15 protein-coding genes and 1 pseudogene are annotated in these 15618 nt (G+C 48.0%); 11 read left to right on the forward strand and 5 right to left on the reverse strand.

Features of this window, described 5'->3' with window-relative positions:
* Positions 1 to 6 precede the first annotated feature (6 nt).
* Positions 7 to 219 carry a hypothetical protein gene (locus WC659_04955; GenBank protein ID MFA4873255.1) on the forward strand — a complete coding sequence of 71 codons (213 nt, stop codon included), beginning with the start codon at positions 7 to 9 and terminating at the stop codon, positions 217 to 219.
* Positions 220 to 568: 349 nt separating this feature from the next.
* Here the strand turns inward: WC659_04955 and WC659_04960 are convergent, their stop codons facing one another.
* The gene (locus WC659_04960; GenBank protein ID MFA4873256.1) at positions 569 to 712 is read right to left on the reverse strand and encodes a hypothetical protein; all 144 of its coding nucleotides are present in this window, start codon (positions 710 to 712) and stop codon (positions 569 to 571) included.
* A 654-nt stretch (positions 713 to 1366) separates the two neighbouring features.
* Here WC659_04960 and WC659_04965 point away from each other — a divergent pair.
* The 10 genes and pseudogenes from WC659_04965 to WC659_05010 all read left to right on the forward strand — a co-directional run bounded on the left by WC659_04965 (position 1367) and on the right by WC659_05010 (position 10353).
* Positions 1367 to 2686: a glycosyltransferase gene (locus tag WC659_04965; GenBank protein MFA4873257.1), complete on the forward strand. Its 1320-nt coding sequence runs from the start codon at positions 1367 to 1369 to the stop codon at positions 2684 to 2686.
* 418 nt (positions 2687 to 3104) lie between these two features.
* A pseudogene (locus tag WC659_04970) lies at positions 3105 to 3326 on the forward strand (DeoR family transcriptional regulator).
* Positions 3324 to 3791 carry a hypothetical protein gene (locus WC659_04975; protein MFA4873258.1) on the forward strand — a complete coding sequence of 156 codons (468 nt, stop codon included), beginning with the start codon at positions 3324 to 3326 and terminating at the stop codon, positions 3789 to 3791. The pseudogene WC659_04970 and the gene WC659_04975 overlap by 3 nt, the downstream one beginning before the upstream one ends.
* A gap of 226 nt (positions 3792 to 4017) precedes the next feature.
* Entirely contained in the window at positions 4018 to 4572 is a 555-nt protein-coding gene (locus tag WC659_04980) for a nucleotide exchange factor GrpE (GenBank protein MFA4873259.1), read from the forward strand.
* Between the two features lie 344 nt (positions 4573 to 4916).
* On the forward strand, positions 4917 to 5345 hold the full coding sequence (locus tag WC659_04985; protein ID MFA4873260.1) for an Hsp20/alpha crystallin family protein: 429 nt from the start codon (positions 4917 to 4919) through the stop codon (positions 5343 to 5345).
* Positions 5346 to 5502: 157 nt separating this feature from the next.
* Positions 5503 to 5817 carry a hypothetical protein gene (locus WC659_04990; GenBank protein MFA4873261.1) on the forward strand — a complete coding sequence of 105 codons (315 nt, stop codon included), beginning with the start codon at positions 5503 to 5505 and terminating at the stop codon, positions 5815 to 5817.
* A 134-nt stretch (positions 5818 to 5951) separates the two neighbouring features.
* Positions 5952 to 7856 (forward strand): molecular chaperone DnaK, encoded by a 1905-nt coding sequence (gene dnaK, locus WC659_04995; GenBank protein ID MFA4873262.1) that lies wholly within the window; start codon positions 5952 to 5954, stop codon positions 7854 to 7856.
* Between the two features lie 86 nt (positions 7857 to 7942).
* Positions 7943 to 8248, forward strand: a complete 306-nt coding sequence (locus tag WC659_05000) for a DUF3467 domain-containing protein (GenBank protein MFA4873263.1) — start codon at positions 7943 to 7945, stop codon at positions 8246 to 8248.
* 280 nt (positions 8249 to 8528) lie between these two features.
* Positions 8529 to 9623 carry a molecular chaperone DnaJ gene (dnaJ, locus tag WC659_05005; GenBank protein ID MFA4873264.1) on the forward strand — a complete coding sequence of 365 codons (1095 nt, stop codon included), beginning with the start codon at positions 8529 to 8531 and terminating at the stop codon, positions 9621 to 9623.
* Between the two features lie 187 nt (positions 9624 to 9810).
* Positions 9811 to 10353: a hypothetical protein gene (locus WC659_05010; GenBank protein MFA4873265.1), complete on the forward strand. Its 543-nt coding sequence runs from the start codon at positions 9811 to 9813 to the stop codon at positions 10351 to 10353.
* 59 nt (positions 10354 to 10412) lie between these two features.
* On the opposite strand, the gene cysS is transcribed toward WC659_05010, so the two are convergent.
* The 4 genes from cysS to WC659_05030 all read right to left on the reverse strand — a co-directional run bounded on the left by cysS (position 10413) and on the right by WC659_05030 (position 15323).
* Positions 10413 to 11843: a cysteine--tRNA ligase gene (gene cysS / locus WC659_05015; GenBank protein ID MFA4873266.1), complete on the reverse strand. Its 1431-nt coding sequence runs from the start codon at positions 11841 to 11843 to the stop codon at positions 10413 to 10415.
* A 57-nt stretch (positions 11844 to 11900) separates the two neighbouring features.
* Positions 11901 to 13061 carry a PLP-dependent aspartate aminotransferase family protein gene (locus WC659_05020; protein ID MFA4873267.1) on the reverse strand — a complete coding sequence of 387 codons (1161 nt, stop codon included), beginning with the start codon at positions 13059 to 13061 and terminating at the stop codon, positions 11901 to 11903.
* A 63-nt stretch (positions 13062 to 13124) separates the two neighbouring features.
* Positions 13125 to 14045, reverse strand: a complete 921-nt coding sequence (locus WC659_05025; GenBank protein MFA4873268.1) for a cysteine synthase family protein — start codon at positions 14043 to 14045, stop codon at positions 13125 to 13127.
* 357 nt (positions 14046 to 14402) lie between these two features.
* Positions 14403 to 15323 carry a magnesium transporter CorA family protein gene (locus WC659_05030; protein MFA4873269.1) on the reverse strand — a complete coding sequence of 307 codons (921 nt, stop codon included), beginning with the start codon at positions 15321 to 15323 and terminating at the stop codon, positions 14403 to 14405.
* Positions 15324 to 15618 lie beyond the last annotated feature (295 nt).

The raw sequence follows: 15618 nt of genomic DNA on the forward strand, positions 1-15618 counted from the left end.
CAAAATTTGAGAGGAGGTGAGGAAGTTGAAAAAGTTCCCACTTTTTCTAATATTTCTGTTGTTGCTAGGTGGTTGCAAGGAGGAGGAGAAGAAAGAAAAGCAGCAAGATCAGCAACAACAGCAAGAGAAGGAGCAGGAATATACGGGGAAAGAATTAGATGTGTAGCTCCTTCTTTTAAAAATGCGGCAGGGGTAATTGACTTGCCGCGGCTTTCTTAGATGAGAATGCATTTATCCTTTAAGAAAGCTTAGGAACTTTGAAGTAGTGAGAGCTTCATGATGCAATTCAGGGGCTCTTTTATTTATGCACATTGTTGGATTATGAAGAGTGTTATAAGGTGAAGTAATAAACCAATGTAGTTGATATCGAACCTTTACAATGGAGGTCATTATGTCCCCGAGAGAGAAGATTGTTGTGAGGGGGATCGTAACATTAGTTTTATTAGTTGGGGGTGGTTGGTGTTTGGTATGTGATTACCTCATGCATAAGTATGAGGAGTCACAAATTGGTACAACGTCGACATGGGTGGGGTCGACTGGTACCGTTAATTCACTAGATCTTCCTGAATTAGATAATTTCCAAGCACAGGAGGATCTCGAGATGTTCATCCAGCGTCATGAGCTGGCGGACATCCTCCACCGACGGGAATGCTACAGGGTGGCGTTCCCTCATGGAGAGCGACCGGATAGTACAGTCGAGTGGCGTGGGCACAGGTCCGATCGTGGCCTTTTCCTTCTTGGGCCACCAACGGGGAGGACCGAACTCTATGAGGAGGGCGGTGAGTGTTATTATATTTTCACCGTTACCTCATTTGCTTCACAACGTTACTTCCTCCCGGGAATAACGATATTCAACGGGTCGCTCTGGCCCGGAGATTACCTTTTCGTTTTTTAAATCCCGCCGATTTTTTAAAGGAGGAAAACCATTTTCCTCCTTCTGCCCTAGGAGATAAGTTAATTTGTCTTTTAAGGCGGGATTTAGAGAGATGGAGAAGGTTATGGTATACCGTCCTCGCGCATACGAGCCCACATTCGTGGGAGATTCTTCACTACGTTCAGAATGACGATAGGAAGGGTATAAGGGTGTTTTTATAGAAGAGAGTGTAGTAAGACACTCTTTTTTGATATACAATGATAATGTTATGCCCCGTAATACAACATCCAAGAGGGAGGCATAAATTTGAAAAATAGAGAATGGATTTACTAGGGGAGTCTCGGCGAGTGCATTAAGTGGTTCTTTCCTCGCCTCCCTCATCGATCGCCATACTAATGCCAAGTTTTTTGCGTAACATTTCATCTTAATCTCATTTATCCATCATAATCATTTTACGCCGTTTGTGTGGCGTTGGATGTTGATATACGGGGTATGAAAGTATTACTTATTAATCATCTTTATCCCGAAGGCGGGGGCGCAGAAGCGGCGGCGAGAGGATTGGTGCAATTCCTTAAAGTACAAGGGCATGAGGTCGCGGCGCTTACCTTAGGTGATGATACAGCAAAGGGTGGAATGAGCGGACGTGATGAAGGTGGCGTTCAAATATATTCTTATAAAACTTTAAGCCGCCGTTTTTCAGAGAAACTGATCGTTTGCTTATTCTACGATCGCCCGCCTGCCGCCGCCTTTCATGAGGCTACTATATGTAATGATTTATCTAAAACAAAGCGTGTTAATAGAAGAACTAATAATAGGCTATGGCGGGCAGGTAGTATATGCAAACGAGTATTTTTCAGAGCAGGGGCATTTTTGTGCGACTGGATTAATTTGAACGGCCCCTTAAAGGCTTTGCGATTAATACAGAAATTAAAACCAGATGTGGTGCATACGCACAATCTGCGCGGGATGGGGATGCTCCTGCCTCTTTTTATCCGATTTGGCAAAGGTAATGCGCGGTGGATCCATACGCTCCATGATATCCAATTAGTTTATCCCAGCGGCGTGGTGAGGAATTCGAAGTCTGCGCAGATATATGAAATTATCAGAAAGATATATGAGCAACAGCAGAGGTTGGTTTGGGGTTCGCCGAATGTGGTGGCGTCGCCATCTGATTTTTTAAAAAAGTTTTACGCGGAAAGAGGATTTTTTAGGAAATCGAAATTTGAGGTAATTCCTAATGTGATAATGGGTGCGGCGCAAGGAGATGAAGAGATGGGGGAGGGGAAGAATTCTATTTCGTTCATTGGCGCGTTGGAGGAGAGTAAAGGAATACAGATTCTCCTTGAGGCTGCGCAAAGGGTGGGACAGGAATTTCAGCAACGCGCGTTTACCTTAGATATCGTTGGCGACGGGTCATTGAGGAACAAATTGGCAGCACAATATGCGCGATTCCCGTGGATTCGGTTTCGCGGTGCGTTAAAAGACAAATCATTAAAGGATATTTTTGCACGCGCTTTGGTCACCGTTATTCCCTCACTGACGCTGGAAAATGCGCCTATGGCAATCCTTGAGAGTTTTCATTTTGGCGTACCGGTTATCGCGAGCCGCATCGGCGGTATTCCCGAATATGTGAAAGAAGGGGAGACGGGTTGGCTGTTTAACCTTGGGTCTGTTGATGAGTTAGCTGCATTGTTAAGAAAAATTATTAATGAAGGAGTTTCCGAAGAGATTTCCCGAAATTGCCAGCGCGTGTCGGTTGATTTGGGCGTACAGGCATATGCCGGCCATGCTGCGCTCTATAATTCGTCATAATGCGTATTTGGGAAGGTATCTCATACGTACGCGCTCACTGTCCATCAACACCCCCACCACACCTCCCCCTTTATATCATCAAGATATGGCGAAGCCATAGGGGGAGGACAAGGCGTGTGGTCTCCCCCTTAGGCGCCGTAAAAAAATAACATATCCCGCCATCTACGCCGTACGTCAACAAAATAAGGACAAACCTATGGGACAAGTGAAATGTTATTTTTTTAAGCGCCCTTATCAAGGGGGAGATCAAGAGGGGGGTTTAAACCGCGAGGATGGCGATGCCCCCAGTGAGCGCGTACATCTCATACCTCTTGACAAGGGGTATAATGCTCAATATACTGCAATTAGCACTCTAACCATGCGAGTGCTAATCCCTTAAAGAGTATAATATGCATAAGTATTTTGTTATTTGACGGGTATGGACGAACGGCAAGGCACACTTCTCTCGCATTTAATAGAAGAATATGTGGAGACCATCGAACCGGTGGGATCCAAACTGCTTGCAGAAAAATATGAGATGTCGGTAAGCCCCGCGACTATCCGCAATGACATGGCCGTGCTTGAAGAGGAAGGGTATCTCTCCCAGCCGCATATTTCTGCGGGAAGAGTGCCCACAGAACGGGCGTATCGCTATTGGATCACGCATGGGGAGGCTAAACCGGTTGAGAGAAAAGAACGGTCAATGTACGAGCGGGTATGGCATGAGGATGGCGAAGCCGCAAGCTTCAAAGCAATCGCGCGTGCCCTGTCAGAGGTATCAGAGAATGCCGTAGTGGTCGCGTTTAGCCCCGAAGATTTTTATTATACTGGTTTGAGCGCACTTTTTGCACAGCCGGAATTTGAAGAGCAAGGATATGCGGTGTCGCTTGCGAAAGTCATTGACCATTTGGACCAGATTTTAGGCAGGCTCGTGAAGGAGATGAGCGAACATCAGACGCTTTTGGGGAGCGATAATCCATTTGGCGATGCGTGCGGATTTGTCGGCACGTCATATTCGAGGAAGGCGAAACAGAAAGGATGTATCGGCATCTTAGGCCCTCTGCGCATGCATTATCCCAGAAATATTGCGCGGATTAGGCTGATATCGGAATTGATCAACAGTTAGTATTTTGTATAGTGCATTGCTATTCAGATTCCGATTTTCAACGTCATTCCCGCCCCGTATCGCGGTACGGGGCAAGCTCCGGCGGGAATCCAGACGCCGTCCTCGACCGAGATCGGGGAAAATCAAAAGAAAACACCGATTTTTTGTTTGTTTTTTGTCTGGATTCCAGATCAGGTCTGGAATGACATTATCGGAATTAGGTTAACAATTTAGTATAATAAAAATTATGGATGATGCACCATCTCAAAACGCAACACCACAGGCAGCTGCACAGCCGGACTCGGGCCACTCGCCATCGGACATCATTACCATGAGCAATGAAGAATATGAAAAATTAAAAACGCAGGCCGTCGAATACCTTGACGGATGGAAACGCGCGAAAGCCGATTATATAAATTTTAAAAAAGAAACAGAGGAGCGCCAGAGTGAATTTATAAAATTTTCCGCCCAAGCCGCACTCATGGGGTTTATCCCCCTCTATGACCATTTGAAGGGCGCATTTGCGCATCTGCCGCCGGAACGGAATAAGGATCCATGGATTGACGGAGTGCTCAAGATTAAGCAGGAATTTGCTTCATATTTGCGCGATGCGGGCATAGAAGAAATTCTTACCATAGGTAAACCATTTGATCCGACTAAACATGAATCAGTAGGCATTGAGATTGAAAAAGAGGCGCCTGTCCATACGGTGGTCAAAGAAATAAAAGGAGGTTATACCCTGTATGGGAAAGTGATTATTCCCGCGCAAGTGGTCATCAGCGAACAAGTACCGTTACCATAAAGTTTTTATATAATCCTCTCCTGCAAATACCCAGTACACACTGCTTGTATGAAATGTGCCTCTCGTAAGAATTAAATGGTAACGGCACAAGGAGAGCGATCAGGCACTGCAACAACAAAGGCCGAAACAAATGAAAAATCCCAAACCTGAAATCCCAATATAAATTGGAATTTAAGATTTATTTGGAATTTGTCCCGCACCTTGAATCTTTTTTTCTAAGGTAAGCGGGATCCCGCCGGAGCGGGAGATATTAAGATTTGGAATTTAATAAGGTATTTTTTCCAATTCAGTTTATTATTGAATAATCTCTCTGGCGTGCACCAGTGAGAATTAAAGGAGGCAGTATGACTCTTATTCCATGGCGTCCCATGGTCGAACCCTTCGACGATATGACGAGGTTTTTCGACGATATGTGGCCTACGGGGACTTTTCGGTCCTTGGCAGGCATGGTTCCCGCGATCGATGTCTACGAGGATGTGGACAATGTGTATGTGGAGACACCGCTTCCCGGCGTGGATCCGGAAAAGGTTACGGTATCGGTAGAAAATGACGTCCTTACCATTGAAGGGAAATCTCAGCGCAAGACAGAGGTGGAGGATAAAAAGTTCTATCGTAAAGAGGTGAGCTATGGCAGTTTCCACCGTGCAGTGGCGCTTCCGTCCGCAGTAAAGGGCGAAGAGGCAAAAGCAACCTATGAGAAAGGCGTGCTGAAAGTTGCGATTCCGAAAGAAGAGCGCGCGAAACCGAAGACGGTCAAGGTGGAGGTGAAGTAATAGTGAGGGGTTGGAAGAGTAGAGAAGTTAGAATCTAGAAGCTGGAATTTAGGATTTGAAATTTAATTTTCCTCGATTTCGATTTTGGCGTGCACTCTCGTGATATCCGCGGGAGTGACGGGAGGATCGAAAGAACATTTTATCAGTGATCAGGCGTATGACACCAAAAGAAAACAATAAAAATGAAGCATTGATGCTTTTACGGGAATGCCCTTCATGCCGTTCGCGGTATACCCACACATCGGTACAGGTGCTTTCTGCCAATGAGAAAGGGTCGCTGGTATCGTTTACCTGCGGTGAGTGCCGACTTGATGTCTTGGTAGCGGTATCGCCGATGCCTTTCGGGCTGGTGGGCACTGGGATGCCGACTGACTGCGCGACCGACGAAGTGATGAGATTTATGGATTCAAACGAAATTACCGAAGATGATGTGATAGAGGCGCATACGTTGCTTGAAAATCCGAAATCCTAAATCCGAAATCCTAAACAAGCTCAAAACACAAAATTCGAAATATTCCTATCCCTTAATATTTCGATGATTTGAATCTCGAATTTTGGATTTGTTTAGGGTTTAGAGTTTAGAATTTAGTATTTATATATTTGAGTATGTCAAAAATTATAGGCATAGACCTCGGTACTACCAATTCAGCGGTTGCCGTCATTGAAGGCGGCAGCCCAAAAATATTAGAAAACAGCGAAGGCGCGCGCACCACGCCCTCCGTTGTGGCCGTCAATAAGAACGGCGAGCGGTTCGTGGGGATGACGGCGAAACGCCAGGCAGTCACCAATCCCCAAAATACCATTTACTCGGTAAAGCGCCTTATCGGGCGCAGATACGATGACCCCGAAGTGCAGCGTTCGCAAAAAACCCTGCCTTACAGAATCGTGAAGTCGGGTGAAGGCGTGAAAGTGGCCATGGCAGAGAAGGAATATTCCCCACAGGAGATTTCCGCAATGATTTTGCAGAAGATCAAGGCGGACGTGGAGGCAAGACTGGGCGAAAAGGTGACGGAGGCGGTGATCACCTGCCCGGCGTATTTTGACGATTCGCAGCGTAAAGCAACGAAAGAAGCAGGCGAGATCGCGGGATTTACCGTGAAAAGGGTGCTCAATGAACCTACGGCTGCGGCGCTGGCGTATGGATTCCAGAAGAAGAAGGATGAAAAGATCGCCGTGTATGATTTGGGCGGCGGCACCTATGACATTTCCATTCTAGAAGTATCCAGCGATACCGTGGAGGTAAAGGCCACCAACGGGGACACGCACCTTGGAGGGGATGATTTTGACCAAAGGGTCATTGATTGGATTATTGCAGAATTCAAGAAGGATCAAGGCATCGACCTTTCGAAAGACACGCTCTCGCTCCAGCGCATCAAAGAGGCCGCGGAAAAGGCGAAGATCGAGCTGTCCACGGCCATGGAAACGGAAATTAACCAGCCGTTTATCACCTCTGGCGCTGACGGCCCAAAGCATCTGCTCTTGAAGCTGACCCGGGCGAAATATGAGGATCTGGTGGGCGATCTGATTGAAAAAACCAAAGAGCCGATGAAGAAAGCATTGAGCGACGCAAAGCTCACCGTGAAGGACATTGATGAAATTGTCATGGTGGGAGGAATGACGAGAATGCCCAAAGTATTAGCGATGGTGGAAGAGTTTTTCGGGAAGAAGCCGCATATTGGCGTAAACCCCGATGAGGTCGTGGCGGCAGGCGCGGCGGTTCAAGCAGGCATCATGCAGGGTGAGGTGAAAGACGTATTACTGCTTGATGTGACTCCTCTTACGCTCGGCATTGAAACGCTGGGCAGCGTGGCCACGCCTATCATTCAGAGGAATACCACCGTCCCGACGAAAAAATCACAGGTCTTTTCGACCGCCGCTGACGGGCAAACCTCCGTGGAGGTGCACGTGGTGCAGGGAGAGCGCCCCTTAGCGCACGATAATAAGAGTTTGGGGAAATTCATTCTTGACGGCATTCCTCCCTCGCCGCGCGGGATCCCGCAGGTTGAGGTTACCTTTGACATTGACGCGAACGGCATACTCCATGTCACCGCAAAAGATCGCGCCACGGGCAAAGAGCAGAAAATCACCATCACCGCGTCCACCGGCCTTTCCAAAGATGAGATTGAGCGGATGAAAAAAGAAGCGGAAGCGCATGCCGTTGACGACGCGAAAAAGAAAGAGCAGATCGAATTAAAGAATACTGCCGACAGCATGGTCTATACCACCGAAAAGACCTTGCGCGATGCGGGCGACAAGGTATCGGCAGAGGTGAAGAAGGGGATCGAGGAGAAGGTGGAGGCGCTCAAAAAGGTGAAAGACGGCGACGACACCGATGCGATAAAGAAGGCAACCGATGCTCTCTCTCAGGAAATCCAAAAGGTAGGCGAACAGCTTTATAAAGCCGCCGCGGAAGCGAAAGGAAATACGGAGGGAGAGGTGAAGGCAGAAGATAAACAGGAGGATAAAAAAACTGTAGATGCGGAGTACAAGGATGTGAAGGATGATAAATAATGACGTATCCCGTATTATGTATTACGTTATGTCGTGATATCTATATACGTAATACCTAATACCTAATACCTAATACTTCAACCACTATGATTGATAATAAATCGGGACAAACACAGATTCAAATTCGTGCGTCAGACGAGGTGTTGCGAGGCTTGTACGCCAACGCGATGCAGGTGGTGCATACTAAAGAAGAGTTCATAATTGATTTTCTTAATCTCTATCCGCACCAAGGGCTTGGAGTAGTGAATGCGCGGGTGTTGACCTCGCCGGGGCATGCGAAAAGGATTGTGGCCGCGCTCGCGGACAATATTAAGAAATATGAAGCGCAATTCGGCGCGATAGAGGCGGCGCAAGAGCCTGCGGAGGGCAAGGAGATGGGATTTAAGGCATAACTTCGTTCGTCCTGGACAATTTTCTCGGCGGCGCGATCTAGCAGCTTGATGCGCCAGACCGCCTCGTAAATTGCCAGGACTCACTTTTAGGGAGGATATATAGATCTCACACTATGACATGGCACTGCGCTTAAGGCAGACCGCGATTCTTGTTGCGGAACTCGTCCCGCTATGCGGGACTCAAACAGTCCTCACGGCGAACACTGTCTCCCCGCCAAAATAAGGCGGGGAGAGTAGTTGGTGGAGGTACGATTCACAAGATTTTTAAGTGAAGTATTATATGGCAAAAGATTACTATAGTATTTTGGGTGTTTCTAAGAATGCCAGTCAAGAGGAGATCAAGAAGGCATTCCGCAAGCTCGCGCACCAGCATCATCCAGACAAGGGCGGCGGCAATGAAGAAAAGTTTAAAGAAATAAATGAGGCATATCAGGTGCTCTCTGACACACAGAAGAGAGAGCAGTATGACCAGTTTGGCACGACGTTTGAAGGAGGGACGGGGGGCGGTGCACAATGGCAGGATTTTGCGCAAGGAGGGCCTTTTGGAGGGTTCCGCACGAACGTGGATTTTAATGATATCGGCGACCTGTTCGGCGATATGTTCGGTTTCGGGTCTGGGGGGCGGGGAAAGCGGGGACGCAAGCGCAAGGAAGGAAGGGACTTGGAAATCGATACCACCATAGAATTCATAGATGCGGTGCGCGGAGTGACGAAGCGCATCACGCTTGAGAAATTGCAGGAATGCGAGTCGTGCCGCGGATCAGGGAGCGAGGGAAAGGGCGGAGTGAAAACCTGCAGCACATGCGACGGCGCAGGCGTGGTGGAGCAAGCCCAGCGTACCTTTTTTGGCACGTTCACTTCGCAATCAGTGTGCCCCGCGTGCCATGGCGAAGGAAGCGTCATAGAAAAGCCATGCGGCAAGTGCCGCGGTGAAGGCCGTGTGCTCAAAGAACATGCATTTGAAATAACCATTCCGCCGGGCGTGGCAGAAGGCACCACCCTGCGCATGGAAGGGAAAGGAGAGGCAGGCGTGCGGGGTGCCTCGGCGGGGAACCTTTTTATCACGGTGCATATAAAACCTGACAGCCGCTTCCGGCGGGAACATGACGATATCCACAGCGACGCGAGCATCACTTTGCCGCAGGCAGCGCTTGGCGATTCGATGAGAGTGCCTACCGTGGATGGGCTGGTGGAAGTGAAAATCCCTTCAGGCACGCAGTCAGCCACGGTGATACGCTTGAAAGGCAAAGGCATACCGCACCTTGAATCCGCGGGAAGGGGAGACCATTTATTGCATGTCACGGTTGCGGTACCCACGCGTTTAAACAGGAAACAGAAAGAGCTTTATGAGGCGCTTGCGAGGGAAGAGGAGTAATACCTCGTAACTTAATGTCAAAATCCAAATGTCAAATAAATGTCCAATATTCAATTCCCAATGACCAATTTTCGGATTTGAGGGTTTGGATTTTATTGGAAATTTGAAATTGGGATTTGGGATTTAACGACACAGAGGAGACCATAATGATTTTGTACCTGTTATATTTTATGGTATAATAATTATCGTGGACACTTTTATATCGTCACTTACCCAAGCGATACGCCAGATTGATTTAACCACGCCGTCGTGGGACGTGTTTGTACTCCTTTTTTTCCTCATAGGAGTTTTTTTGTATGGGATTGCGTTGGGGAGGAATAAGGTCATAATCATTTTGCTTTCCTTGTATTTTTCCTTGGCGATTTTCGAAGTGTCTTCATTTGTGCGGACTCTAGGCACTACGTTTTTCCATGATAATCCTTTTGGCGCGCTCTTCACCTTTTTTATCCTCTTTCTCCTTACGTTCCTCGTGGTCGGCCAGTCGGGCGCGGGCAGGTCGCTTGCAAACGATGCGGTGGGGTCATTCTGGCAGACGATTATTTTTTCAATACTCCAAGTGGGGCTTACCATTTCCATCGCGCTGCTTCTTTTGCCTGCTTCGCTGCAGCTCAGATTCTCTCCTACGATCCTTAATGTTTTTATAAACCCTGTAGGGCAATTTTTATGGCTCTCACTTCCCATTGTGTGTCTGATTCTCACAAGAACCAAGAGCAGTGCATTGAAGGTGTAAATTACTATTATAATAAATCTCCCCTCGTATGAGGGGAGATTAGTATTTGTAATGAATGGTTACTTTCTTTTTATAACTTGTCCTTCAGGAGTATCCTCGATGATATAGCCTTTTGCAGTAAGAGTCTTCCTTAAAACGTCGGCATCGGCGAATTTTTTTTGTTGCCTTAAAAGTTCGCGTTGTGCCACCAGCTCTCTTATATCCTCTGGCAAATCCTTAAGGTCTATTCTCGCGCTTACTGCGTGTGCCAAGTCTAGTCCGAGTATAGCATCAAATTTAAGCAGGCTCGCTTTTTTCGCGGCAGCTGGATAGTCAGATTTTATAAGATCCCATACTACCGAAAGCGCTTGAGGGAGGTTCAAATCGTCATTTATCGCGTCCATAAAACGCTGCTCATATTCTGCACATCCGATTTTAGGCTCATCCAGTAGTGCTGTTGTTTCTTTTAGATTTTTAAGCGCGGTTGCAGCGGCATCGAGCGCTTCCCATGAAAAATTTAATTTCTGCCGGTAATGGGCTGTAAAGGTAAAGTAGCGGTATATGAGCGGATCGTAACCCTTATCTATGAGAGTCTGTAGCCGGAGGAGATTGCCTTCTGATTTTCCCATTCTCCCCTCGTTAATTTGCAAAAATTCTCCGTGCACCCACCAGCGCGCGAGGGGCTTTCCTGTAGCCGCTTCTGCTTGCGCGATTTCATTGGTGTGATGGACGGGAATATGGTCAATGCCGCCCGCATGGATGTCAAACGTTTCCCCCAGGTATTTCATGCTCATGGCAGAGCACTCGATGTGCCAGCCGGGGAACCCTATGCCCCAGGGAGAGGGCCATTCCATTAACCTTTTGTGATGTTTTTCATTATCTGCGTTGATCTGCGTTTTCGATCTGCGTTGATCTGCGTCGTGTGAAAATTTCCACAATGCAAAATCGGTCGGATTTCTTTTGCCCTTTACCATCTCAATTCTTGCGCCCGCCCTAAGGCCTTCGATATCAAGCCGTGCCAGCGCGCCATAGTGGGGGAATTTTGAAGTGTCAAAATAGACACCATCGCCAGCCACATAGGTAAAACCTTTCTGCTCCAATTTTTGGATGAGCTCGATTTGTTCTTTAATATGGTCAGTCGCCTTGCACCAGATATTGGGCTCAATAATATTGAGGCTCTTCAGGTCTTCCTTGAACGCGTCCGTATAGTACGCGGCAATTTCCCAGACTGTCTTGCCTTCGCGTCGCGCCCCTTTCATCATCTTATCTTCACCCTCATCTGCGTCTGACGTGAGGTGTCCCACATCAGTAATATTCATGACGTGGTTCATTTGGTAGCCATTTGCCGTTATGACCCTTTTAAGAATATCTTCAGTGATGTAGGTCCTCAAATTGCCGATATGCGCATAGTCATAGACCGTGGGGCCACAAGTATAAAGACCCACGTGAGGGGGATTAATGGGTTTGAATTCTTCTTTTTTACGCGTAAGGGTGTTGTAGAGCTTGAGCATGTATTTAAGAATAAAGAATTCAGAAGCTAGAATCTTGATACTATCATACCACCATTTTTATAATTTATCTAAAGCCTGTTCTAGGTCCATAATAAGGTCCTTCATATCTTCAATCCCCACGGACATGCGGATAAGGGTGTCTGAAATGCCAAGCTGCGTGCGCAGTGCGGACGGGAGGGAAGCGTGCGTCATGCGCGCGGGGTGCTCGATAAGCGATTCCACCCCCCCGAGGCTTTCTGCCAGGGAGAAAATGCGAAGCGATGACAAGAATTGCTTTGCATCGTCGAGGCCTCCTTTGAGTTCGAAAGAGATAATTCCGCCGAATCCTGTCATTTGCTTTTTGGCGAGTTCGTATTGCGGATGACTCGGAAGCCCCGGATAAATGACGCGGGCAATGTGAGAGTGGCGCGCTAACCGCAGCGCGATCTTCCGCGCATTTTTTTCATGCTTTTCCATACGGAGCGCGAGCGTTTTTATACCCCGCAGCACGAGCCAGCAATCGAAGGGAGAAGGCACGGCACCGGCGGCATTTTGGATAAATTTAAGCTGCTGATACACATCGCTGCGGTTCGTGATAACTGCGCCTCCTACTGCGTCACTATGCCCTCCGATGTACTTGGTGGTGCTATGGAGAGAAATATCCGCACCCAATGAGAGCGGCTTTTGGAAATAGGGCGAGGCAAACGTATTATCCACTACCACGAGCGCGTCAGGATTTTGCTTCTTGGCGCACGCGGCGATCTTTTGGATGTCGCAGAGTTTCAGGAGGGGATTGGTGGGTGTCTCCAACCATATCATTTTTGTTCGTTTCGAAATGAAATCCGTTATCGTTTCCGGCGATGAAAGATCCGCATAGGAAAATGTGATATCGAATTTAATGGCAATCATGTCAAACAGCCGCCGTGTGCCTCCATAGAGATCATCGCAGGCAATCGCCTCATCTCCGTGTTTTAAGAGTTTCATCACGCTATCAATCGCCGCAAGGCCTGAAGCGAAGGCAAGGCTGTGCGCGGCATATTCAAGGCTCGCAAGCACCAATTCAAGCGCATGGCGCGTGGGATTGCCTGTCCGGGAATATTCGTATCCCTGGGTAGGAGATTCCACCTCCTTGCGGGCGAACGTCGTTGCCATATGAATCGGCACCACGACATCGCCGCTCCCTCCTTCTTTGAGGTTTGGTTCTTGGCCAATGTGTATTGCGCGGGTAGCAAATTGCATAGTGGGAGAAAGAGACCTCCCCATCCCCTCCTTGCTAAGGAGGGGACTTGAGGGGCGGTTTCCTTAATTCGAATAGTAATTCTTTGTAAGATATGCGCGTCCTGAATCAGCGATGATAAATACGGCGAGATCATCCTTGGCGAGCTTTCGCGCATATTGCCGTACGGCATACGCGACTGCGCCGCTCGAGGGACCCATGAGAAGCCCGAATTTTTTCGCCATCACTTTCAGCATGCGAAGCGCCTGCTTATCAGTTATCGGTATCATTTTATCTATCACTTCAAGGTTAAGGATTGGCGTATCATGGTCTATTCCCATACCCTCGATTTGGTAGGGTTTCGGATTTCCTTTGGTAGAAAAATATGAGTGCGCCGCATCCACCCCGAACACTTTAACTTTCGGGTTTTTCTTTTTAAGATATTTTCCGGTACCGGAGATCGTGCCGGCAGTGCCTGCTGCCGCAAAAAAATGGGTAAGTCTGCCTCCTGTCTGCCGCCATACTTCCGGGCCGGTGGAGCGATAATGCGCTTCAACATTAGTAAAGTTAAAATGCTGGTCAGGCATAAATGAGCCCGGGGTTTCGTGCGCAAGTCTTTTTGCCACAGCCCAACAGCCTTGAGGGTCGTCGTAGCGCTCTACGGCGGGGCACACCACTAATTCTGCGCCATAGGCAAGGATGGTGTTTTTCTTTTCCGCGCTTGCTTTTTCAGAGACCGTGATGATGACGCGGTATTTTTTTATCGCGCCGATCATGGCGAGTGCGATTCCCTGGTTGCCCGAGGATGCTTCAATAATCGTTCCGTTTGGCCGCAACATTCCTTGCCTTTCGGCGTCCTCAATCATCGCAAGAGCGCTCCTGTCCTTGATGCTTCCGCCAGGATTGAGATATTCGAGCTTTGCGTATATTGCCGCACGGCTCTCAAAATTGATTTTTACAAGGGGAGTGTTGCCTATTATTGAGAGGATGTTGTCATGGTATTGCATAATGGTATCAATTGGTATAAATAAAAAACACTCATTTTTAGAGTGTTCCCTTGAGAAACGGCGAGGTTCTTATCTTATGCGGGACAAGCGTTTACCTCACCCTTTTCCAAGGGAGCGCCGGAACAGCAACAGGATGAGGCTATGGGATAATGCATAAGAGAGATCAAGCTGATGACAGGTTAACACAAGTCGGGACAAGAGGCAAGCGCCGTGGTTGCATGTGTTCAGTATTTTCCAAAAAGAGCCAAATGAAACCGCCCCTCAAGTCCCCTCCTTGCTAAGAGCTTGCCCCGTGTTTATCACGGGGAGGGGATGGGGAGGTCTCCTTTGAGAAAAGATGAATAGTTACCTATGGTTTTAGAGCCATTTTCTTCGCTTGAAAAATACTAACATGAAGATTCCTAATACCGCCATGCCGCTGATGACATACCAAAACGCGTCGGGATGTGCGCGCAGGGGAATGATTTCGAGATTCATGCTAAAGATGGAGGCGATAAGGGTCAGGGGGAACACGATCACCGCGAAGGCGGTGAGCACGCGCATGGCTTGGTTGGAGCGCGTATTGATGAGCGATGCGTGCGCGTCATGCATCGCGTTGACGGTGTCCTGGTAATTCGCGAGCGTGTCCCAGATTTCTTTCGTGTGGTCTACGAGTCCCTCAAAGTACGCGCGGAACTTATGGGACGCGGGGAGCGCATTTGATTCCATCAGCTTTTGAATGACATATTTATGCGCCTGCATGATTTTTCTGAAATTGACGATATTCCGCTTCAGGATGAGGATTTCAGAAATAACTTCTTTTTGGTCGTCGGAAAGGATGTTCCCTTCCACCGCATCGATATCAAGCGACACATGGTTGAGCATGGGGTATGTTGAGATCAGGAGGCGGTTGAGGAGCTCATAGAGCAGGCTTGGCACGGTTTCGCTCATGTGGTTGGTTCGCGCTTGCAGGTCCCTGTGGCATTGGTCAAAAAATTCAATGATGGTCGGATGGCGGTTGTCATGGATCGTAATCAAATAATTCGCACTGATAAAAAAATCAATTTCCACCGGTTCTATCCTGCGCGTTTCCCTGTTGTAAATGGGGAATTGCAGGATGAGGAATGTGTATTCCGGGTACGTCGCGATTTTCGGGCGCTGGATGGGAGGAAAGCAGGCTTTCAGGTCGAGGGGGTGGAAGCTGAATTCTTCGGCGAGCATTTCCAGCTCAGCATTGCCAAAACGGGGGACGTCAATCCACCGCATTTTTTTGGTTTTTATAATGTTGGCGTGAAGCATGGGGTGGGCGTTCAGGAATCGGCGATTTTTTCGGGCAGACGATCCAACAGCCGGTGACGCCTAGCCCTGCAAAAATTGCGATTCCTTCGCTTATAGGAAATTCGTATACTTACATTTATGTTTTGGATTACTTATATTGTATGGTAAAATAAGGGATAAGTACATACTAAGTCTTGTACAATACATAATGAGCCCCAAATGAAAACCGATTCCACCGCATAACGAGCCCCAAACCCTGTGGATAGCTCTGGCGGCAGGCAAGGTCTTCAAACCAAAAGTGCGAGTCACCATACTG

This window comes from Patescibacteria group bacterium, assembly GCA_041645165.1.
In the GTDB taxonomy this organism is placed as follows: Bacteria; Patescibacteriota; Patescibacteriia; order 2-02-FULL-49-11; family 2-02-FULL-49-11; genus 2-02-FULL-49-11.

Bases quoted from the DNA above. Each gene is read 5' to 3' on its own strand.
- WC659_04980 (MFA4873259.1), top strand. From the start codon at position 4,018: ATGGATGATGCACCATCTCAAAACGCAACACCACAGGCAGCTGCACAG.
- WC659_04990 (MFA4873261.1), top strand. From the start codon at position 5,503: ATGACACCAAAAGAAAACAATAAAAATGAAGCATTGATGCTTTTACGG.
- WC659_04985 (MFA4873260.1), top strand. From the start codon at position 4,917: ATGACTCTTATTCCATGGCGTCCCATGGTCGAACCCTTCGACGATATG.
- cysS (MFA4873266.1), bottom strand. From the start codon at position 11,843: ATGCTCAAGCTCTACAACACCCTTACGCGTAAAAAAGAAGAATTCAAA.
- WC659_04965 (MFA4873257.1), top strand. From the start codon at position 1,367: ATGAAAGTATTACTTATTAATCATCTTTATCCCGAAGGCGGGGGCGCA.
- dnaK (MFA4873262.1), top strand. From the start codon at position 5,952: ATGTCAAAAATTATAGGCATAGACCTCGGTACTACCAATTCAGCGGTT.
- WC659_05025 (MFA4873268.1), bottom strand. From the start codon at position 14,045: ATGCAATACCATGACAACATCCTCTCAATAATAGGCAACACTCCCCTT.
- WC659_05000 (MFA4873263.1), top strand. From the start codon at position 7,943: ATGATTGATAATAAATCGGGACAAACACAGATTCAAATTCGTGCGTCA.
- WC659_05020 (MFA4873267.1), bottom strand. From the start codon at position 13,061: ATGCAATTTGCTACCCGCGCAATACACATTGGCCAAGAACCAAACCTC.
- dnaJ (MFA4873264.1), top strand. From the start codon at position 8,529: ATGGCAAAAGATTACTATAGTATTTTGGGTGTTTCTAAGAATGCCAGT.
- WC659_05030 (MFA4873269.1), bottom strand. From the start codon at position 15,323: ATGCTTCACGCCAACATTATAAAAACCAAAAAAATGCGGTGGATTGAC.